Origin of the sequence: Streptomyces sp. NPDC087422 (genome assembly GCF_044744145.1) — a bacterium.
Taxonomy (GTDB): Bacteria; Actinomycetota; Actinomycetes; order Streptomycetales; family Streptomycetaceae; genus Actinacidiphila.
Window position 1 is genome coordinate 254,609 of record NZ_JBIUXT010000004.1, and the last position, 20,435, is coordinate 275,043.

11 protein-coding genes, 1 pseudogene and 2 riboswitches are annotated in these 20,435 nt (G+C 72.6%); of the genes and pseudogenes, 3 read left to right on the plus strand and 9 right to left on the minus strand.

Annotation, left to right across the window (positions count from 1 at the left end):
* Positions 1-15: 15 nt before the first annotated feature.
* From ACIO6U_RS14545 to ACIO6U_RS14560, 4 genes are all read right to left on the minus strand, one after another.
* Positions 16-1,683, minus strand: a complete 1,668-nt coding sequence (locus tag ACIO6U_RS14545; RefSeq protein ID WP_401718904.1) for an ABC transporter ATP-binding protein — start codon at positions 1,681-1,683, stop codon at positions 16-18.
* On the minus strand, positions 1,680-2,885 hold the full coding sequence (locus ACIO6U_RS14550) for a CbiQ family ECF transporter T component (protein ID WP_401719732.1): 1,206 nt from the start codon (positions 2,883-2,885) through the stop codon (positions 1,680-1,682). Before ACIO6U_RS14550 ends, ACIO6U_RS14545 begins: the two co-directional genes overlap by 4 nt.
* A gap of 100 nt (positions 2,886-2,985) precedes the next feature.
* Positions 2,986-3,978, minus strand: a complete 993-nt coding sequence (locus ACIO6U_RS14555; protein ID WP_401718907.1) for a hypothetical protein — start codon at positions 3,976-3,978, stop codon at positions 2,986-2,988.
* Positions 3,979-4,004: 26 nt separating this feature from the next.
* The gene (locus ACIO6U_RS14560; RefSeq protein WP_401718910.1) at positions 4,005-7,706 is read right to left on the minus strand and encodes a prenyltransferase/squalene oxidase repeat-containing protein; all 3,702 of its coding nucleotides are present in this window, start codon (positions 7,704-7,706) and stop codon (positions 4,005-4,007) included.
* Between the two features lie 106 nt (positions 7,707-7,812).
* Positions 7,813-7,946: riboswitch (cobalamin riboswitch) on the minus strand.
* A 50-nt stretch (positions 7,947-7,996) separates the two neighbouring features.
* Positions 7,997-8,142: riboswitch (cobalamin riboswitch) on the plus strand.
* A 109-nt stretch (positions 8,143-8,251) separates the two neighbouring features.
* Between ACIO6U_RS14560 and ACIO6U_RS14565 the strand changes: the two genes are divergently transcribed.
* Complete coding sequence (locus ACIO6U_RS14565) at positions 8,252-9,688, plus strand: hypothetical protein (RefSeq protein WP_401718913.1); 1,437 nt, start codon at positions 8,252-8,254, stop codon at positions 9,686-9,688.
* Here the strand turns inward: ACIO6U_RS14565 and ACIO6U_RS14570 are convergent.
* The 3 genes from ACIO6U_RS14570 to ACIO6U_RS14580 all read right to left on the minus strand — a co-directional run bounded on the left by ACIO6U_RS14570 (position 9,667) and on the right by ACIO6U_RS14580 (position 16,565).
* Positions 9,667-10,611: a cobalamin-binding protein gene (locus ACIO6U_RS14570; protein WP_401718916.1), complete on the minus strand. Its 945-nt coding sequence runs from the start codon at positions 10,609-10,611 to the stop codon at positions 9,667-9,669. The two genes, ACIO6U_RS14565 and ACIO6U_RS14570, sit on opposite strands and share 22 nt — an antisense overlap.
* 151 nt (positions 10,612-10,762) lie before the next feature.
* The gene (locus ACIO6U_RS14575; RefSeq protein ID WP_401718919.1) at positions 10,763-14,323 is read right to left on the minus strand and encodes a family 78 glycoside hydrolase catalytic domain; all 3,561 of its coding nucleotides are present in this window, start codon (positions 14,321-14,323) and stop codon (positions 10,763-10,765) included.
* A gap of 589 nt (positions 14,324-14,912) precedes the next feature.
* Positions 14,913-16,565, minus strand: coding sequence for a TROVE domain-containing protein (locus ACIO6U_RS14580; protein WP_401718922.1), 1,653 nt, complete (start codon positions 16,563-16,565; stop codon positions 14,913-14,915).
* Positions 16,566-16,948: 383 nt separating this feature from the next.
* Here ACIO6U_RS14580 and ACIO6U_RS14585 point away from each other — a divergent pair.
* Together ACIO6U_RS14585 and ACIO6U_RS14590 are read left to right on the plus strand one after the other, a co-directional pair.
* A pseudogene (locus ACIO6U_RS14585) lies at positions 16,949-17,652 on the plus strand (IS5 family transposase).
* A gap of 42 nt (positions 17,653-17,694) precedes the next feature.
* Positions 17,695-18,210, plus strand: a complete 516-nt coding sequence (locus tag ACIO6U_RS14590) for a hypothetical protein (protein ID WP_401718925.1) — start codon at positions 17,695-17,697, stop codon at positions 18,208-18,210.
* Between the two features lie 119 nt (positions 18,211-18,329).
* Here ACIO6U_RS14590 and ACIO6U_RS14595 read toward each other — a convergent pair whose 3' ends face one another.
* Both ACIO6U_RS14595 and ACIO6U_RS14600 read right to left on the minus strand, forming a co-directional pair.
* Positions 18,330-19,229, minus strand: coding sequence for an ABC transporter permease (locus tag ACIO6U_RS14595; RefSeq protein ID WP_355341444.1), 900 nt, complete (start codon positions 19,227-19,229; stop codon positions 18,330-18,332).
* Complete coding sequence (locus tag ACIO6U_RS14600; protein ID WP_391045981.1) at positions 19,226-20,218, minus strand: ATP-binding cassette domain-containing protein; 993 nt, start codon at positions 20,216-20,218, stop codon at positions 19,226-19,228. Before ACIO6U_RS14600 ends, ACIO6U_RS14595 begins: the two co-directional genes overlap by 4 nt.
* Positions 20,219-20,435: the final 217 nt, after the last annotated feature.

Consider the following 20,435-nt stretch of genomic DNA (forward strand, 5'->3'; position numbering starts at 1 on the left):
TCCTGGTCGTGGCCATCACTTCGCCTCGGCTTCCGCGAGCGCGTCCGCGACCTGACCGACCGTCAGGTAGGGCAGCGGGGCGAGGATCTTGGCGGCCTGTGGCGCGAAGGCCGGTGAGGCGACGATGACATCGGCGGTGGGGCCGTCGGCGACCGTCTCGCCCTCGGCCATGACGATCACGCGGTCGGCGCTCGCGGCGACGAACTCCACGTCGTGCGTGGAGATCACGACGCTGCGGCCCTCGGCGGCGAGCGCGTCCACGATCCGGATGAGGGCCTGCTTGGCCTGGTAGTCGAGGCCGCGGGTCGGCTCGTCCAGCAGGACGACGTCGGGGGCGGTGGTGAGCTGGATGGCCAGCACGAGCGAGAGCTTCTGGCCTTCCGACAGGTCGCGGGGGTGGGTGTCGTCGGGGATGCCGGGCGCGAGCCGGTCGAGGATCGCCCGCGCGGTGCTCGGGGCCGCCCCGGCCGACTCCCGGTCGGCCTGGGCCAGTTCGGCGCCGACCGTCTCCAGGTAGAGCAAATCGGTGGGGGTCTGCGGGACCAGGCCGACGCGGCGGCGCTCAGGTCCCGACGTCGTACGCCGTCCGCCGAACCGCCGTGCCGAGGCCCCCGGCTCGGGTGCGGCCGGGTCCGCGCCCTGCGCGAGCCGTACGGTTCCGCCCTGTCGCGGCCCGGCGCCGTGGATCGCCCACAGCAGGGACGACTTGCCCGAGCCGTTGCGGCCCATCAGCGCGGTGACCTCACCGGCCCGCAGCTCCAGGTCCACCTCGCGGACCGCGACCACGTCTCCGTAGCGCACGACGATCCCGCTGGCGGTCAGCAGCGGTGTGCCCGTGCCGTGCGAGACGCGGACCGGCGGCACCGGGCGTCCGGCGAGCCGTTCGCGCAAGGGGACGGCGGCGCGGCGGGCGTCGCGTACGGACAGCGGCAGCGGTTCCCAGCGGGCCAGGCGGCCGAGGTCGACCACGGGGGGCGCGACCGAGGCGGTACGGAAGGCGACGGACGGCGGCGCGGAGGTGACGGTGCCGTCGCCGGTCAGGTGCAGGACGCGATCGGCGTACTGCACGACGCGCTCCAGGCGGTGTTCCGCGAGCACGACGGTCACCCCGAGGTCGTGCACGAGCCGGGTCACGGCGGCGAGGACTTCCTCGGCGGCGGTCGGGTCGAGCGCGGAGGTGGGCTCGTCCAGCACCAGGACCTTGGGGTGGGCGGTGAGGACGGACCCGATGGCGACGCGCTGCTGCTGGCCGCCGGACAGCTCGCTCAGCGCGCGGTGCCGCAGGTCGGCCAGGCCCATCAGATCGAGGGTCTCCTCGACGCGCTTGCGCATGACGTCGGCGGGGACGGCCAACTGCTCCATGACATAGGCCAGTTCCTCCTCGACGGTGTCGGTGACGAATCCGGCGAGCGGGTCCTGGCCCACGACGCCCACCACGTCGGCGAGTTCACGCGGCGGGTACGTCGCGGTGTCGCGGCCGTCGACGGTGACACGGCCCGCGAGTGTGCCGCCGGTGAAGTGCGGCACCAGGCCGTTGACCGTGCCGAGCAGCGTGGACTTGCCCGCGCCGGTCCTGCCGACGACCAGGCACAGTTCGCCTTCCTCCAAGGTCAGGTCCACGTCCCGCAGCACGGGCTGCTCGGAGCCCGCGTACACGACGCTGACCTGGTCGAATCGGATCACAGCAGGGCCTCGCTGGGCTTGTCGGCGGTTTCGGCGGTTTCGGCTGTCGTGGCGGTCGCGGCGGCTCCGCCGGGCGGCACGGCGGAGCGCCCGGCCGTGGCGCTTCTCGCGCTCTTCGCGCTCTTCGCGGCGGATGTGCGCGGCGGGGGCGGCGCGGCGAAGGCGGCGGTGCCCGCGAGCAGGATCGCGGCGGCGGGCAGCCACGGCAGTGACGGCCAACGCAGCGGATACAGGCTGGGGTTGAGGTCGGCGGCGTTGTAGCCGACAGTCAGGAACAGCACGGTGGCGGTGGCGACGCCGCACAGCGCGACCACCCACTCCGCGGACCGCCAGGGGTCGGGTCGGTAGCTGGTGCGCCGTATCCGCCGCCCGCCGAGCGCGAGTCCGGCGCAGCACAGCAGCGACCCGCCCAGCATGGCGGGCAGTCCGAGCGCGCGCGGGGTGGTGCCGTCCAGCAGCCCGTAGATGCCGGTGCACAGGCCGAGCATGCCGCCGAGCATCAGGACGGCGGTGGTACGGCGTGAGGCGCGGGTCGCGGTGCCGGCCCGGCCGTAGCCGCGCGAGTCCATGGCGGCGGCCAGGTGCAGGGAGCGTTCCAGCGCGTCCTCCAGTACGGGGATGAGGATGCCGCGCAGCGCCCGCAGCCCCTTGGCCCGGTCGGCCCGCAGCCGTCGGGCGCGCGCCACCCGCTGGACGCTTTCGACGAGTTGGGGGGCGACGCTCAGCGACACCGTGACGGCGACGCCGAGTTCGTACAGCGCGCCGGGCAGGACGCGCAGGGCCCGCTTGGGGTTGGCGAGGGTGTTCGCGGCGCCGATGCAGCACAGCAGGCAGGCCAGCCGCAGTCCGTCGGTCGCGGCGGACAGGGTGGCCTCGAGCGACACCGGGCCGCCGAGCTGAATTCCCGCGTACCAGTGGGGAGTCGGGATGTGCGGCAGCGAGAACATGATGTGGTCGGCGGGTGTGATGCCGCTGGCGAAGACGCAGCGGAAGACGACGCGGATCGCGACGACCGTCAGCGCGAGGTACAGGTAGTACTTGAAGCCCTTCGCCCAGGGGGCGTCGGTGCGGCGCTCGGTGACGACGTAGCCGAGGACGACCAGGACCAGGCCGAGCAGCAGCGGGTTGGTGGTGCGGCTGACCGCGGTGGCCAGGGCGATGCCCCAGATCCACCAGGCGACCGGGTGCAGGGTGCGCGGCAGCCGCCGCCCGGTGTGCGGGGAGGCGGCGGCGCGCGGCGGTCCCGCGGCGGCGTGCGCGGGACCGCCGGTCGGGGACGGAGGCGGGGCGGTGGACAACGCGCTACTCCGCGTTCCGCCGCCGCCGGGTCCTGACGACGATGAATCCGGCGATCACGGCCACGACGGCCGCGGTCAGGGCGAAGGGCAGGACCGAGCCGGACGAATGGCTCGCGGCGGCGGTCGGCTCCGCGTCCTGCGTGCGGGGCTGCCCTGGCGACGGCGTTGCGCCCGTGGCCGTGCCCGCGCCCGGCGCGGTGCTCGCGGACGCGGTCCCGGTGGGGGTCGCGGTAGCCGGGGCCGAGGTGGTGGCCGGTGTCGTACGGGTCGCGGACGGCGTGGTGGCGGCCGGACGTGAGGTCTTCCCGGGCGCCGAGCCCGCGGTGGTGTGCGTACCGGCGGGCTTGGTCGGCCTCGGCGGGGCCGAAGTGGCTCCGCCGGACGTGGTGTTGTGCGCCCGGACGCTGTCGGGTGAGAACGTCGGACGGCCCTGCGTGCCCGCGACGTTGGTGGCGCCGAAGATCCACAGGTCCACACTGCCGGGCTTGGGGTGGTAGCTCATCGCGCCCAACTGGCTGTAGGACCAGGTGTTCTGCCCCGCGTCGGCGTGCCAGTACGACCAGTAGGCGGTCGCGGGCGGCGTCAGCACACAGGGGGCGTCCTTGGACGTCGGATACTGCTTGCCGCCCTGGTAACCGGCGTAGCCGATCCGGCAGATGAAGGCCGGACCGTCGTGCTGGGTGCCGGTGGTGGCCCAGCCGCCCTGGTTCAGCAGGGTGTAGCCGGTGGTGGGCGTGGTGCCGCAGGAGCGCAGCAGCGGGCCGCCCCAGTGGCTGAAGTCCACCGCGAGCACGACGCCCTTGGTGGTCGTGCACGCGCTCATCGGCTGCGCGGTCGCCATCGCGGGCGCCGCGCCCACGGTGAGCCCGCCGCACACGGCGGCGAGCGTCAGCGCGAGCGCGGTGACCGTACGGGCGAGGACCGATCGTGCGCCGGGCCGCCGTGGGTGGCCGGACGCGCCTGCGACGGGCGCCGCCCGCCGGGCCGTTGACCGCATGCCATGGGCCGGCCGAATGCCGTGGATCACTGGTGCCTCCCGCCCTGTTGTGCGGTGCGCCGCCGCCGTACGGTCAGCGCGCTGCCCAGGGCCAGCAGCAGCGCGGCGAGACCGGCCGCGGCGAGCACGCCGGTGCCGGTGGCGGCCAGCGAGCCGCCGCTGCCGCCGGAGTCCGTGCCGCCCGCGGAGCCGGACGAGCCGCCGGAGCCGGAAGAACCGGAAGAACCGCCGGTGGAGCCGCCGCCCGAGGGCGCGATGGGCGCGAGCGCGTGGGTGAGCGTGGTCAGCGGGGTGCCCGCGAGTGCCGGGACGGCCTGGGTGCTGGACCGCAGGTCGGAGTCGCCCGCCGCGGCGGTGATCCGGAAGCCGCCGTCCTTGTTCTGCGTGGTGCGCAGGAACTTCTGCCCGTCGCGGGCCTGTTGGGGCCGGATCTTGTCGGTGGCGAGCAGCGCCTGGACGGCGAGCGCGGTGGAGTTGCTGCTGACGCCCGCCGCGCCCTGGTAACCGCCGCTGGACTGCTGGGCCTTGACGAGATACGTACGCGCCTTGGTGACCGCGTCCGCGTGTCCCGGCACCAGGACGAGCGCCTGGAGCGCGTAGCCGGTGGTGTCCACGTCGGAGGCGCAGTCGGCGCCCGGCGCGTCCAGCGTGGAGGAGAAACCGCCGTCCGCGCACTGGAGTTGGAGCAGCCGGTTCACGGCGGCGGCGGGCGGGGTCTGGCCCGCGCGGGCCAGGGCGAGGACGCCGAGGGACTGGGAGACCGTCGAGTACGCCTGGTCGAAGTCGCCGGGGGCGGTGCAGGAGCCGTCCTCGGCGGCGGCCGTGCAGACGTGGCCGCTGAGCGTGCCGATCAGGTCGAAGCCGCCGAAGTGCCGCGGGTCCTGGCCCATGACCTGGGCGAGCACCGCGAGTTTGGCGGTGGCGCCGCTGTACGGGCCGGGGTAGGCGGAGGTGCCCGCCGGGTCGGCGTAGTCCGCGACGTGTCCCGCGAGGTAGCCGGTGACCTTGGTCAGCGTCGGGTCCTGGCCGCCGGTGGAGGCGAGCGCGAGGGCGAGGTCGGCGGTCAGACCGTAGTCGGGGCCGTAGGCGCTGGCCAGGTGGTCGCTGCCGTCGAGCTGCTCGACCAGGTACGCGGCCCCTTCGGCCGCCGCCTTCTGGTCCGCGAGGTCGCGCAGCAGGGTGCCGAAGGACGTGCCGACCGCGCCGCCGACGGCCTGCGTGGAGGCGCGTACGTCGGACTGCTTCTGGTCGGTGTCGGAGGCGACCCGGAAGCCGCCGTCCGCGTTCTGCTGCGCGGCCAGGAACGCGCGCGCCTTGGCGATCTGCGCGCGGTACCCCGTGCCGCCCAGGGTGAGGCCCTGGACGGCGAGGGCGGCGGAGTTGACGGAGTCACCGGCCGCGCCCCGGAAGCCGCCGTCGCCGAGCTGCTTGCTCGCGATCCAGGCCGCGCCCTTGGCGACCGCCTTGGCCGCGGCGTCGCCGGGCACCAGGTCGAGGGCCATGATCGCCATCGCCGTGCTGTCCACGTCCTGGTCGCCGGCGGCCGGGATCAGGCTCGGCCAGGCGCCGCTGGAGTCCTGGAGGCTCTCCAAGTACGCGACCGGCCCGGCCGCCTTGGCGGTGTCACCCGCGCGCAGTTGGGCGATGACGCCGAGGGACTGGGAGAACACCGAGGTGGCGTAGGCGTAGTTGTTCCTGCCCGCGCAGCCGCCCGAGGTGTCGGCCGCGGCGCAGACGGTGGCGTCGAGCGCGGCGATCAGGTCGTGGCCGCCGAAGGCGCGCGGGTCGTTGCCGGTGACCTCGGCCGCGACGGCCTCCTTGGCGAGCGAGCCGCCCTGCGCGTAGGAGGTGCCGATCAGCGTCCAGTCGTCGATGCCGCGGCCGGAGCCGTCCTTGCCGTGCTGGAGGAAGTCGGTGATCCCGGCGAGGGTGTCGTCGGCGCCGCCGGTCGCGGCCAGCGCGAGCACGCCGTCGACGGTCAGGCCGAAGTCGGCGAAGCCGGTGTTCTGGCCCGCGCCGGACTCGTAGTAGTGGCCGTCCACGAGATTGCCGCGGTTGATGAGGTACGCGACGCCCTTGGCCAGGTCGGGGGTTGCCGCGGCCGGGGTGGTCGGTCCGGTCGTGGGCGGGGTGGTCGGCGCGGTCGTGGGCGGGGTCGTCGGCGCGGTGGTGGGGGGCGTCGTCGGCGGGCTCGTCGGGGTGTCGCCGTAGGTGAGGCTGCCGAGGTCGCTGGAGGTCACGGCGAGGACGGCGGCGGTCGAGGCGTACAGGTCCGGGTCGGTGCCGCCGGAGCCGTCGGAGGCGAAACCGCCGCCGTCGGTCTGCCGGGCGGCGAGCCAGGAGCGGGCGGCGGCGGCGCGGTCGGTCTGCGCCAGTACGGTCAGCGCCTGGGCCGCGGAGGAGGTCGTACCGGTGTCGCCGGAGGACGCCCCCTCGTACGCGAGGTAACCGCCGTCGGCGGACTGCGTCTTGGTGAGGTACGCCCGCGCCTTGTCCAGCACGTCGCCGGTACCGGGCAGGTACTTGAGGGTGACGACGGCGTCGGCGGTCGAACCGGGGTCGGACGTGCAGCGCTCGCCGGGCGAGAGCATCGAGCCGGAGAATCCGCCGTCGGCGCACTGCATCCCGGTGAGCCGGTCGACGGCGGGCCGCGGCACGGTGGCGCCGCCGCGGGCCAGCGCGAGCAGGGCGCGGGCCTGGGTGCCGGGCGAGAAAGCGCCGTGGAAGTCACCGGCCGCGGTGCAGTTGCCGAGGCTTCCGGCCGCCGCGCAGACGTTGTCCGTCAGGTCCTTGAGCAGGTCGTGGCCGCCGAAGGAGGTGGGGTCACCGCCCAGGATCTCGGTGAGCAGCGCCAGGTTGGCCGCCGCGGCCGGGCTCGGCACGGTGACCGTGGAGTCGGGGAGCAGGTAGTCGTCGGCGTGCGCCGTCAGAAAGGCGTCGATCGCGCGGATCGTGGCGTCGGGGCCGCCGGCCGCCGCGAGTGCGATGGCGGTGTTCGCGGTGGCGCCGAAGTCGGTGCCCCAGCCGTCGAAGACGTGGTCGCCGTCGGTGAGTTGCCTCGTCAGCCAGGTGGCCGCCGCCGCTGTGTCGGCCTGTCCGCCGGGACCGGTCGGGGGCGTGGTCGGCGGCGTCGTGGGCGGGGTGGTCGGCGGCGTGGTGGTGGCGTGGGCGCGGACGGAGTCCGGTGTGAACGAGGGACCGCCGGTGCCGCCGCCGATGTCGGTGGGACCGAACACCCACGCCTCGACCTCGCCGTCCTGCGGGTGGTCGCCGAGCGCGCCGAGCGGGCTGTACGTCCAGGTGTCCTGTCCCGCGGGCGCGATCCAGAACGACCAGTACGCGTTCGCGGGCGGGGTCAGGACGCACGCCTCGTCGGCGGTCGTCGGGTACTGCGTGCCGCTGTCGAAGCCGTCGTTGCCGATCCGGCAGATGAAGCCGGGGCCGTCGTGCACGGTGCCGGTGGTGGTGAATCCGGCGTTGTGCAGCAGATTCATGCCCGTGGTGGGGTGCGCGTCGCAGCCGCGCAGCACCGGGCCGTTCCAGTGCCCGTAGTCCACCGCGACGATCGCCCCCGAGGTGGGTGTGCAGTCGCCGATCGGGTCCGCGCCCGCCGGGGTCGCCACCGAGACCAGTCCGGCCGTGAGGCTGCCGAAGGTCAGCGCCGCCGCGGTGAGCAGGACGACGATGCGCGGCCGTCTGTGACGGCGGCGCGGGACAAGACGAAGCACGGGTGGCCCCCCGGGTCGGCCGACGGGGAGGGCGGGCCGCGGAGGCGAGGCGGCCTGGCGGTTGACGCGGCCGTCCTGTCGTCCGTGCCGTAGTCCTCGACGGCGATCGTGACTTGCTGCTCAGCGCAGGTGATCCGGCTCGCCCGCCTCTCGGAGGGCCTACGGTTGCGGGTCAGCGCCGGACTTGGACCGGCTTCCCCTGGCTGCTGAATCGGAAATACGTTTCATAGCACCACGTCGGCGTGTGCCCCGTCAACGTGGCGGGCAGTTGCCTTCACCACTCCCCCGCGACCCTTACGTCACGCGCGTGCTGCGCTAGCCTCGGCTGGTCGCCGACTGGGGGAATCCGGTGAGAATCCGGAGCTGACGCGCAACGGTAGGGGCCGCCTTCGCGGTGGTCCGAGCCCGATCACCCGCTCGGAGACGCAGCACGTGCGGAAGCCTGACCACGCGTTCGGGCGGCGACCGCCTCGGCGCGGGCCGGTCGTGAGGACAGCCGTGTGCCGGGGCGCGAGGCGCCCCCTTCCAAGGAGAGTCCTCCACTCATGACCGTTCCTGTGACCGTGCCCTCCCGCACCGCCCGGCGCCGGGCACTCGCCGTCGCCGTACCGCTGGCGGCCGGAGCCCTGCTGTTCTCCGCGACCGCGCCCGCGCGGGCGACCTCGACCCCGGCGCAGATCGCCACGTCCAAGGCGAACGGCGTCGCCTATCTGAAGTCGCTTCAGGCCGCCGACGGCTCGTACGCGGGCAGCGGTCTGTCCAACGAGTGGGCGTTCAGCGCCTTCGCCGCCGCGGGCACCGCGGCGGCCGACGTCTCTCCCGGCGGCGACACCACGAAGAACGCCAGGACCGTCTACCGGAATCTGCTGGCCACCGCCGCGTGGCCGTCCGCGTCGCCGGTGGTGACGGACTACGAGCGCGGCGCGCTCAACGCGTACGCGGCGGGCATCGATCCGGCCCGCGTCGGCACCGGCCGCAATCTGATCGCGGACATCGCCTCGTACTGGCAGCCCGCCTCGCCCGGCTACTTCGGGCCGCCCGCCAACTTCAACGGCACCGTCTTCGGGCTGCTGGCGCTGGCCGGGGCGAAGACGCAATCGGGCGGGCAGCGCGTGCCGCAGGCCCTGCTCGACGCGTCGGTGGCGGTCGTGCGCGCCAACGAGCACACCGACGGCGGCTGGAACTACGCGAAGGCGGCGGGCGATCCGACGCAGCTCGGCGCCGCGAGCGACATCGACATGACCGGCGCGACCCTGGCGTCGCTGTGCTCGGCCGGGGTGCCCAACACCGACACGGCCGTCGTCGCGGGCAAGAACTTCCTCAAGGGCAAACTCGTCAACGCCACCGGCGCCTTCACCTCGATGTTCGGCGCGAACACCGACTCCAACGGCTGGGCCGTCTCCGGCCTGAACGCCTGCGGATTCAACGCGCAGGGCACGGACTTCACCACCGCGGCGCGCAAGACGCCGGTCGACTTCCTGCTCGCCCAGCAGTTCGGTCCGGGCGGCGGCTTCCGCTACCTGCCCACCGACACGAGCCCGTCGGCGTACGCCTCGATCGACGCGGTCCGCGCGGTCGCGGGCGGCGGCTTCACCGCCACTCCCCCGGCCCCGGTCACTCCCGGCGCGCCCGCCTGGGCCGCCACCACCGACTTCACCAGCGGCTCCACCAGCAAGCTCGCGCTCGTCGTGGACAACGGCGGCGGTTCGCTGAAGGTGTGCTCGGTGCCGGTCGCGGCGACCGGTACGACCACGACGCTCGGTACGGTCCTGGACGCGGCGGCGTCGTCCGCGACGCCCGGCGGCTGCGTCACCGCCGTCACGCCCGCCACCGGCACGGGCCCGGTCACGGCGCTCAACGGCACCGTCAACTCCGGTACGGCGACGTGGAAGTCGAGCCTGGACGGCTCGGTGCCGATCGCCGCCTCGCGCGGCACGACCGTCCACCTCGGTGACACGGTCTACCTGCGGTACGGGAGCTGACCGGCTCCCGCCAGCGGGCGCGCTTCCGCGGCGGTGACCGGTTCCGCCGGTTCGACGCCGTGGAGCGCGTGGGCCAGGACTTCGGCGCCGCGCACGACGCGGGGTCCCGGCCGGTTGAAGTAGGCGGGTCCGTCCAGGACCCACACGCGCCCGTCGCGCACGGCGGGCAGTTCGGCCCATGAGGGGTGGCCGGTCAGCAGGCCGGCCTCCTTCAGGGTGCGCTCGGGCGGGAAGCCGCACGGCAGCAGCATGACCGCTTCCGGCGCGGCTTCCCGCAGCGCGGTCCACTCCATGGGCGCGGTGTGCTCGCCCGGTCGCGCGAGCAGCGGTTCGCCGCCCGCGCAGCGGATCTGTTCCGGGACCCAGTGCCCCGCGGGCCACAGCGGGTCCAGCCATTCGATGGCGGCCACCCGCGGCCGGGGGCGGCCCGCCACCCGCTCCCGTACCGCCGCCAGCCGCTCCTCCAGCTCCGCCGTCCTGCGGGCCGCGGCCTCGGGAACGCCCAGCACGTCACCGACCTGGCGCACGCAGGCGAGTACGTCGGGCAGGGTCTTCGGCTCCAGGCTGATCACGCGTGGTCCTTCGCCGTCCAGCACGCGTACGGAGTCGGTGACCGCGCCGTAGGAGACGGCGCAGACCTGGCAGAGGTCCTGGGTGAGGACCACGTCGGGCGCCAACTCGGCGAGCAGCGCGGCGTCCAGGGTGTAGAGGGACGAGCCCCGGTGCGCGGCGCCGCCGACGGCCCGCGAGATCTCCCGGCTGCTGAGCGCGTCCGGGTCGAATTCCGCGCCGGTCACCACCGGTACGTCGGCGACCACCTCCGGCGGCCAGTCGCACTCATGGGTACGGCCCACGAGGGCGTCGCCGAGGCCGAGTTCGACGACGATGTCGGTCGCGGCGGGGAGCAGGGAGACGATGCGCATACGGGGAACGGTAGCCGGGCGGCGGGCGGGGGCTCGCGCGGCCGAGGGGAAGCGGAGGACAAGGACAAGGCCGGGTGCCACGGGTTGATCGTGGCACCCGGCCTTGGTTCAGGGGGATTCAGCGGGGTTCAGGGTCTACGGCGAGAGGCGTTCAGCCCCAGGGCCCGTGCCCGGCGGAGCCCACGGTCAGCGGTCCGATCGCCAGGCTCGGCCGCCCGCTGGTGCCGTGCACCGCGCCTGCCGGGACCCGGACCGTCACCTCGCCGTTGCCGCGCGGGGTGACGGTGAACGTCCAGGTCGTGCCCGCCGCGCCGACGCCGTTGGCGGTGAGGCCGGTGACGGTGCCGTTGGACACCCGCAGGTCGGCGGCGGTCAGGCCGGTGACCTGCTGGTCGAGGGTGAGCGTCACCGGGATGGGCTTCCCGCGTGTCGCGCTCACCGCCGTGGTGGCCAGCGAGCCGGTGGGCGTGTCGCCGACCCGGTACGCCCCGCCGCACACGCCCGTCAGCAGCGGGTCAGCGGTCACGGCCCGGCTGCCCGAGGTGCTGAGCACATGGCAGCCGACGCCGACGCGCACCGCGAGCCGGCCGTCGTCCTGCCGGGTCGCGGTCCGCGCACGGCCGTCCACGTACACCGTCGTGCCCCGGTATCCGTCGGTGACCGGCACGCTCACCGTGGCGACGGAGTTGCCCGGCACCGACACGCCGAGGTCGGTACGGTCGCCGACGCGGTGGAAGGACGCGCCGACCGTGCCCTTGACGGTCGGTGTCGTCACCGAGCCGTACGTCTGGTCGCCCGGCTGCGGACGCACGGTGAAGGTGTCGTAGCCCGGCGTGGACGGCGCGATGCCGTACATGTCGCGCGGGATGACGTACGAGGGGGCGGTGGCCCACGGGTGCGACCACGTCATGTTGCTCTTCTCGGCCGGGTCCCACGCCTCGCCGGTGGCGCCCGCGCCCAGGTCGATCATGTGCAGCCAACCGTTGGTGCCGTGCGAGGTGAGCAGGTCGAGCGCTTCCTGCGCGTGGCCCGCGTTGTACAGCCCCTGGAGCAGGAAGCCCGAGCAGTAGACGCTGCACGCCATGCCGCGCGAGGTGAGGTACGACGCGACCGCGTCGTACTGCTGTCGGCTCGCGGGGACGCCGAAGGCGGCGGGGAACGCGGTCGCCTGGACCGCGAAGTGCCCGGTCGGCTTCATGTCGGCGCTGAGCCCGTCGTCGTACGCGCCCTTGCCCGCGTTGTAGAACGCCGAGTTGAGGGTGGTGCGCAGCCGGTCGGCGATCACGGTGAAGTTCGCCGCGTCGGCGCTCTTGCCGAGGGAGGCGGCCAGGACCGCCATCTGCGAGAAGTTGCTGTACGACAGGGCGCCCAGGATGGTGTTCTTCGCGGCGAAGACATAGCCGTCACGGCTGCCCTCCGGCCAGTCCACGATGGCGTCCGACTGGTCGATGGTGCCGAGCGCCGCGTTGTAGTCCTTGCTGAGCAGCTTGGGCACGAGCGCGTCGTACATCCGCTTGACCTGGTCGGTGGAGCCGGTCTGCCGCCAGTTGTCGTAGACGGACGTGATCACGTAGAGCGGCCATTCCTGCGGCCAGGTGCGGTGGTTGGCGAAGTAATCCATCGAGTAGACGCCGAGTGTCGGGTCGTCGCTGAGGTAGAGGCTCGCCAACTGGTGGATGTAGTTGTCGGATTCGTACGGTCCGCGCTCGCGGGTCCAGGAGTCGACGTAGAAGTTCTGGTTGGTGGTCTCCACGGTGTTCTTGGCGAGCTGCCAGACCGAGACGAGGTCGGGGTCGGACGAGGTGAGCTGGGCGCCGCTCTCGTCGAACGGGTAGACCATGGCGAGGGCCTGGAGATTGTCGGCCGTGACGGGGACGGGCGAGTTGAGGACGTCGAGGTAGCGGAAGACGCGCATGCCCCAGGTGTCGACGCTCTGGGTGCCGCCGCGCAGGGTGACGACGTCCTGGTACTCGTTGCCCGCGCGCAGCTTGTAGCGCACGGTCGTCGGGTCGGACAGTTCCTCGCCGTAGCGGAGGGTGACCTTGCGTCCCGCTGTGCCGGGCAGCGTGAGGTGGACGCCGCCCTGCCAGGTCTGGCCGAAGTCGACGAGGTAGTTCCCGCTGCCCTTGTCGGTGATCTTCACGGGCCGCCTGAGCTGTTCCCGGACCTTGCCGAACGGGGTCGGCCGCAGGTCGGCGAACGCGGTCTTCGCGGTGGCGGCGGGCCACGCGGAGTCGTCGTACCCGTAGCGGCCGAAGCCGTCCGGGTAGCGGCTCATCGTGATGTCCTCCTGCGGCATGTTCCAGTAGCTGGTCCCGGTGGACTTCGCGGACGGCCAGATGTCCGCCCCTGACATGCTCCTCCAGCCGGGTCCTGTGCCGACCGTGCTCGTGCTGCCGTCGGTGTAGCGGATCACCAGATACGCCTGGAAACGCTGGTCCTTGGTGGTGTACGCGACCGCCGACAGCGCGTGCTCGCCGCCGGACCGCAGCGCGGCCGTCACGTCGAAGCCGTCGTAGCGGGTCTCCTTGTCCAGCGCCTCGGTGGGGCCGAGACCCACGAACCGGCCGTCGAGATACAGCTTGTAGACGTACTGCTTGGCCGCGTCGAAGGAGGAGCCGGTCGCGAAGACGGTGGCCCAGGCGACCTGCTTGGTCCGCTTCCCGCTCTTGTCGAGCGTGAAGTCGTGGCGCAGCAGCGCCCAGTCGTTGGTGGCGTGGGAGCTGAGGCAGTCCGTCCTGGTGCCCACGGCGAGCGCGCCGTTCTGCACGGTGCCGCACGGGAAGGGCGCGCCGGTCGCGCCGAAGTCGTTGGCGTAGAGGGTCTTTCCGCTGTCGGCCGCCGCCAGGCTGGTGACGGTGACGTCGTCCGCGGTGCCCGTCTCGGTGCCGCCGGTACGGAATCCGATGCCGCCCTCGGCGAAGGCGGTGTCGGTCCTGGTGTCGACGACCTTGCCGTCGAGGAAGGTGGTGAGCGTCGAGCCGACCGCCTCGATGCGGACGTCGTGCGTGGTGCCGACGGCGAGCGTGGTGTTCAGCGGTACGGGCGTGCCCGCGCGGAAGGTGCCGTTGGTCTCGACGTGCGGGACAAGGGTGTTGGGGTTGCTGGTGTCCGACGCCCTGAACTGCCACATGTAGCCGTTGCGGACGTCGGGCGAGCGGAACTTCACCCCGAGCGCGACCTTGGTCACGGTCAGCTTCACGTCGAGGCGGTAGTCGGTCCAGGTGTCGACGGCGGGCGGCGCGGACCAGATCGGCGCGCTCGTGCCCCAGGTGGCGCCGGGTCCGGTGCCGAAGGTCGCGGGGGCCGACCACGCGGTGGCCCTGCCGCGCTCGTCCCAGACCCGCACCGACCAGGAGTAGCGCTCGGCGGCGCGCAGGGCGGCGCCGCCGTACGGGATCGCGGTCGCGGCGGCCGAGGCGACCTTCGCGCTGTCCCACACGACCCGGCCGCGGCCCGACTCGCCCTCGGTGACGCGGAGTTCGTAGCCGGTCTGGCGGCCGACCCCGGACTGCCAGCCGAAGCCGACGGTACCGGCGGGATCGACGTCCACGGGAGCGGACAGCGATCCGACCGTCAGGTGGGAGGGCGCGCCGCTGTTCCCCACGCCTGCCTGCTGCCCCGGGCCCGGCGCGCCCGGCGGCGCGGCGCTCGCGGGTCCGGCCAGCGGCTGGACCAGGACCAGGGCCGCGAGGGCCGAGGCCGTGGCCAAGAGGGACACCAGTCTTCGACGCATCGTCACAGTCCGTCCACGGAAGGGGATTGAATCGTTTCACTTCATCTGCTAGTGACGTTACGGACGCGTGAACGGGTGTGTCAAGACTCCTGACGCCGGGGGCCGGTGGGCGTATACGCCGGTCAAGGAGGCGGGGCACCGCGTGCTCGCGGGCGGGGGCTCGGGGTGCGGGGAATCGATTCAGTGGGGGTCGAATGGTCGTCGACGCCGAGGGGAGGGCCGCCCGGCGGCCTTCTTCGGCTCGGGTGGCCGTCGAAACCGCCGGGCCGGCCCGCCTTTGGCGCGCCTTCGGCTGTGTTCGTTCACGATCGAGTCGGTGCGCTGCCGGGCTCGGGCTTCGCCCGCTCGGTCGGGGTGCGGTGAGGCGGAGTCAGCGCAGCCCGCCCGCTCGGGGTGCGGTGAGGCGGAGTCAGCGCAGCCCGCCCGGTCGGGGTGCGGTGAGGCGGAGTCAGCGCAGCCCGCCCGCTCGGGGTGCGGTGAGGCGGGGTCAGCGCAGCCCGCCCGGTCGGGGTGCGGTGAGGCGGGGTCAGCGCAGCCCGCCCGCTCGGGGTGCGGTGAGGCGGGGTCAGCGCTCCCAGGGCCAGGACGCGGAGCGGCCGGACTCCAGGAGGGGGATCATGCCGAAGGCGTGGTCGGTGAGGCCGCCGAAGGTGTGGCGGTCGCCGGTGCCCGAGGGCATGGCGCCCGCCTTGTAGCCGGCCATGTTCCACATGTAGACCGGCACGTTCTTCGGGACGAGGGCGTCGATCTCCGTTTCGCGCATGCCGCCGTGGCCACTGGCGTTGGACGGGAACCAGCCGGGCCTGGTCTGCTCGTCGGTGACCACGACGATCCGGTCGTGGCCACGGAAGTGGGCCTTGACCGCCGACGGGATGTCGGTGCCGTCGATCCGGCCGAACTTCTCGATCAGGCGCAGGACACTGCCGCCCTTCGGCACGGCGACCGGCCTGCTGCGCATGCCGAACTCGACCAGGGTCGGGTCGGCGGCGCGTACCGCCAGGGCGGCGCCGAAGACCGCGGCCTGCTCGGCCAGGGTGATGTCCGAGCTGTTCGGCGTGGAGAAGCCGAAGCCGGGGAACATCGACGGCGAGCGGTCGACCAGGATCAGCGTGCGGCCGGGCAGCGCGGGCACGTTGGCGAGCGAGAGGTTCAGCGCCTTGTCCAGCGCGTGGCCCCAGCGCAGCGATGCGACGTGCTTGTGGGCCGCCCAGAACCGGAACGGGAGCATGCGCGAGCGTGCCACCCGCTCCGGGTCGCAGATCGTGGCCGCGACCTGCGCCGCGGCCTCGTCGGACACCCCGGCGCGGTCGAAATTCCGCAGGTTGCGGACCAGCGCGAAGACACCCATCGACGGGATGACGGTCTCCCACGCGACCTTGTCCATCGGGCCCTGGAGCCAGCCCGCCAGCGCTTCCCACGTCATGCCCGCTGCGGCGATACGGCTGCTGCCGTCGGTGCCGTCGGTGCCGTCGGTCCGGTCACCGCCACCGCTCCCGAGGAGGCCGCGGCGGTTCCCGACCGGCACGGCCATCAGCTCGGCCCGGCCGCGGACGATCCGCAGCGCGGCCGGGATGTCGTCGCCGCGGCCGTGTCGCCGGTCGATGGCGTGCTTGAACAGGTCGCCCTGCCAGGGCTTGTCGGCGGCAGGCGAGGGGTGGACGAGTTCGAGGACGTCACCGAAGCGGTAGCCCTTGGACTCAGTGTCGTACTTCAGCAACGACCGCTCGCTGTACAGGCGTTGTACGGCGTCGGCGACACCGCGCTTGACGGGCTTGGGAAGCCGGCGGCCGAACGTCGAGGTCCAGTAGGCGAGGAACTCGCCGGGCTCGTCGGGCCGTTGGAGCACCGAGCCGACGACCTGCCGGGAGTAGCCGGGCGCGTCGTTGCGCAGCCGCTCGGCGGTGAACTCCGCGGCGCCGACCAGCGCCGCCGTGCGCATGTTGCCGTCGCCGCGCAGCCAGGCCAGGAGCGCGGCCGTCCACCGCGGGTCCTCGATCGCCAGTCGGCGGACCAGCCGCTGGTATCGGTCGTCGCGGTCGCCGCCCTTCTCGTAGAAGGTGTCGGTGCCCACGACGTTGGATATCGCGAGCAGGAAGAGCTCGGACCGCGGGTCGCGCAGGTGGCCGGAGCCGCCCTCCGCCGTCACGGTCCGCGCGCCGGACGTGGTCACGGGCGACGTGACCCGCGGCTTGACGCCGCGCTGATTGAAACGAGACATGGAAGAGTCCCCCCGCGTCGGAGGGGAAGCCCAGCGGGGCGGTGTCCGAGATCAGGGGTCGACGACGGGAACAATGCGCTCTGGGCCGCTGAGCTACGGGGTTTCACGCCCGGTGGGATTCGAACCCACGTCTCACCATGAACAGTGGAAGTACCCGTTGTCCGCGCACCGGACACCGCCGATGCTGCGCCCCCCGAGATCAGGACGGCCGCGGTTCTGCGGGGTTCGAACCCCGCCCACCGAAGTGGTTCTACCACAAAGAAGTAACCGCGACCTGCGCACCGGGAGGTGCTGTTGTCGATCGTCAGCATAGCCACGCGCCCCGAACGCGCCGACTGATTTAGACGTCGTTTCCTTTGGTGCTGGTTGTCGTTGAGCAGTGCATGACGGATCTGGTGGAACGGTTGGTGCCGGAGGACCTGTGGGTGCTGTTTCGGCGGGTGGTGCCTCCCACCGAGGTCAACCGTCATCAGGGCGGAGGCCGACGGCGGGCAGGTGACCGGGAGGCGCTGGCGGCGATCATCTTCGTGGCAACATCGGGCTGCACCTGGCGGCAGCTTCCGCCGGTCTTCGGCCCGGCCTGGCCCACGGTCTACCGGCGTTTCGCCCAGTGGAGCAAAGCGCGGGTCTGGGCCAGACTCCACCGCGTCATCCTTGAGGAACTGGGCGCTTGCGGTGAGCTGGACTGGTCCAGGTGCGCAGTCGACTCCGTCAGCGTCAGAGCCGCGAAAGGGGGCCTCTGACGGGACCGAATCCGACCGGCCGTGGCAAGAATGGATCGAAGATCCACCTTGTCACCGATCGCGACGGACTGCCCCTCTCCCTCGGAATCTCCGCCGCCAACCTCCACGACAGCCAGGGCCTGATACCGCTCGTGCGCGGCATCCGCCACCGCATTGCCCGCAGGGGCATCGAGTCTTCACAACGCCTGGGGCGGCACCGCTGGGTGGTTGAGCGGACCGATTCCTGGCTGGCCGGCTGCCGCCGGCTCCACTACCGCTACGAACGCACAGCCAAGCACTTCCTCGCCTTCACTGCCATAGCCGCCGCCCTGATCTGCCACCGCCGACTCACACGACGCGCGTAAATTCGCTGGTCAGACGTATTCCTGGGCAGGCAGGATGCCCTCATGGACCAGCTCGCCACAGTCGCCTGGCAGTACGTCGTGCGGTTGATCTTCCCGGAGGACTTGCCGATGGCGGCGGCCCACCTGCTGGCTGACGGATACGACTCTCCCTCGCTGTGTGAACTGGCGGGCCTTTCCCGACGGGCGGAGACAGCAGAGATCGACGAACTCTTCGACCGGGCGATGGCGGAACTCGGAGTCCGGATCCCCGATGGCGAGACCGCTGAGCGCTGTCTCCTGCACCACATGGCGACACGGCTATGCGCCGGTGCAGTATCGCCGAGGGTCGCAGCGGCTCGAATCTGGCAGGGGCTCGCGTCGCAGACGAAGGCCGAGCGTGAATTCGTCCAGGCCGTGGGCGAGGAGTACTACCTCGACTACCTGTCTCCTGAAGGCCTCCGAGCCTGGGAGAACGCCGTACTCCTCACAGCACAGACCCTGGCCCAGGCCGCGTTTCCAGTCGCAGAGCGACCGAAGCCCCCAAGACGCCTGTCGCCAAATCGGCTCACACAGCCATAAGAAACGACGTCTAAGCCGCGCGGGCCGCACCGGCCGCGGCTCGCGGGTCCGTAAACCCGTCCGCCCGTGGGTCCGTAAACCCGTCCACCAGTAGGTCCGTAAACCCGTCCGTCCGTGGGTCAGGACAGCACGCGGTGCCGGAAGTTGCGCAGGCCCAGGGTGAGGAAGACGGCGCAGGCGGCGATCAGGACCGGGTAGACGGCGAAGAGCGACATGTGGGTGGACTCGGTGAAGGCGGCGCGCATGCCCTCGGTGATGTAGATGAGCGGGTTGACCAGGACCAGGATCTGGAGCCAGTGGAAGCCGCCGAGGTGGACGAGGGAGAGCTTCGTCCACTGGTAGTAGGTGCCGCCGAGGAAGACCAGGGGCAGGACGACGAAGCCGAACATGACGCCGATGTTCTGCGGCTGGAAGGTAGTGCCGAGCATCAGGCCGAGCGAGGTCATGGCGACGCAGGCGAGCGGGATCAGGGTGACCACGATCCACCAGTGGACGGTGAGATGGGCGTGGACGCCGGGCGCGTGGACGACCGCGGCGATCGGGAAGACGATGACCGCCGAGATCAGGGCCTGGACGGCGCCGGACAGCACGCGGGCGACGGCGACCAGCCAGATCGGGCAGGGCGCCTGCACCCGGTCCTCGATCTCGCGGGTGTAGCCGAACTCCTGTGACATCTGGATCGCGACGGACTGGATGCCCTGGAACATGATGCTGATGGCGACGACGCCGGGCACGAGGACGGTGGCGAAGTCCGACTCGCCCGTCGAGCCCCCGGCGCCGCCGATGCCCTGCCCGATGGTGGGGAAGACGTAGAGGAAGACGAAGACCAGCAGGAACGGCTGGACGAGTGTCCGGGCGACGAACTGCCCGAAGCTCTTCCACAGCACCCGCAGGTCCCGCCGGACGAGCGCGCCGAGGGCGGTACGGCTGGCGGCGGCCACGGAACGGCTCGGCCGTACGGTGACCGGGCGGTGTGTCGGGGACAGCGGCTGCGAGGGTCCGGCCGGTGGTGCGGTCATTCCCTCAGCTCCTTGCCGGTGAGGCTGATGAACACGGTCTCCAGGGAGCTGCGCACGATCGACAGGTCGACCAGTTCGAAGCCGCCCCGCTCGGTGCTGGCGACCACGCGCGGCAGCAGGCGCTCGTCGCCCTGGACCTGGAGTTCGACGCCGCCGTCGACCAGCCGGGTGCGGACGGCGCCCTCGATGTCCCGGGTGAGGCGGGCGGCGAGGGCTTCGTGGTCGCCACTGGCCAGTACGGTGACGATGGTGTCGGCGCCGACTCCCTGCTTGAGGGCTTCCGGTGTGTCGAGGGCGAGGATCTTCCCGTGGTCGATGATCGCCACCCGGTCGCAGAGCTGGTCGGCCTCTTCCATGTTGTGCGTGGTGAGCACGATGGTCTGGCCGTCGGCGATGAGCCCGGCCAGGATCTCCCACAGCGCGAGCCTGCTCTGCGGATCGAGACCGGCCGTCGGTTCGTCCAGGAAGAGGACGGCCGGGCGGTGCATGATCGCGCGCGCCACCAGCAGCCGCTGCGCCATGCCGCCCGACAGGTTGCCCACAGGAGAGGCGGCCCAGCGCGACAGACTGAAGCGTTCCAACGACTCGTCGGCGAGTTCGCGCGACCGTCCGGCGGAGATCCCGAACAGCAGCCCGTGGTAGTAGAGGTTCTCCCACACCGTCAGCGAGCGGTCCAGGGTGTTCTGCTGCGTCACGACCGCGATGACCTGCTTGGCCAGCGCGGGCTGCGCGACGACGTCGATGTCCCCGACGTACGCTTTCCCGCCGGTGGGGACCACGCGCGTGGCGAGCATGCCGATGGTGGTGGTCTTCCCCGCGCCGTTGGGTCCGAGGAGTCCGAAGAACTCCCCGGCGTAGACCTCGAGGTCGAGGCCGTCGACCGCCATGACGGGCGCTTTGGGATACCGCTTGGTGAGCCCGACCGTACGGATCACCGGGGGCCGTCCGCCGCCGGGGCCCGTCCGCTCCACCGCCGCCTCGACCGCCATGTCCCACCTCCCGGCTCCGCTCGACCCGCATGCCCGTCCGCCGTCCGGCCCGCGCCCGTCGGCTGCCCGATCCGTGCGCCCGCCGCTCTCGTCATCGAAACACGCCCCCGTCCGCGCGGCCCGCGACAACGGTCCGACCGGGGGACGTCGGCCGACGCGGGCGGGGGCGTTTATGATGATCGCGAAAAGCGGACCGCGCGCCTCCCGGCGGGCTCCC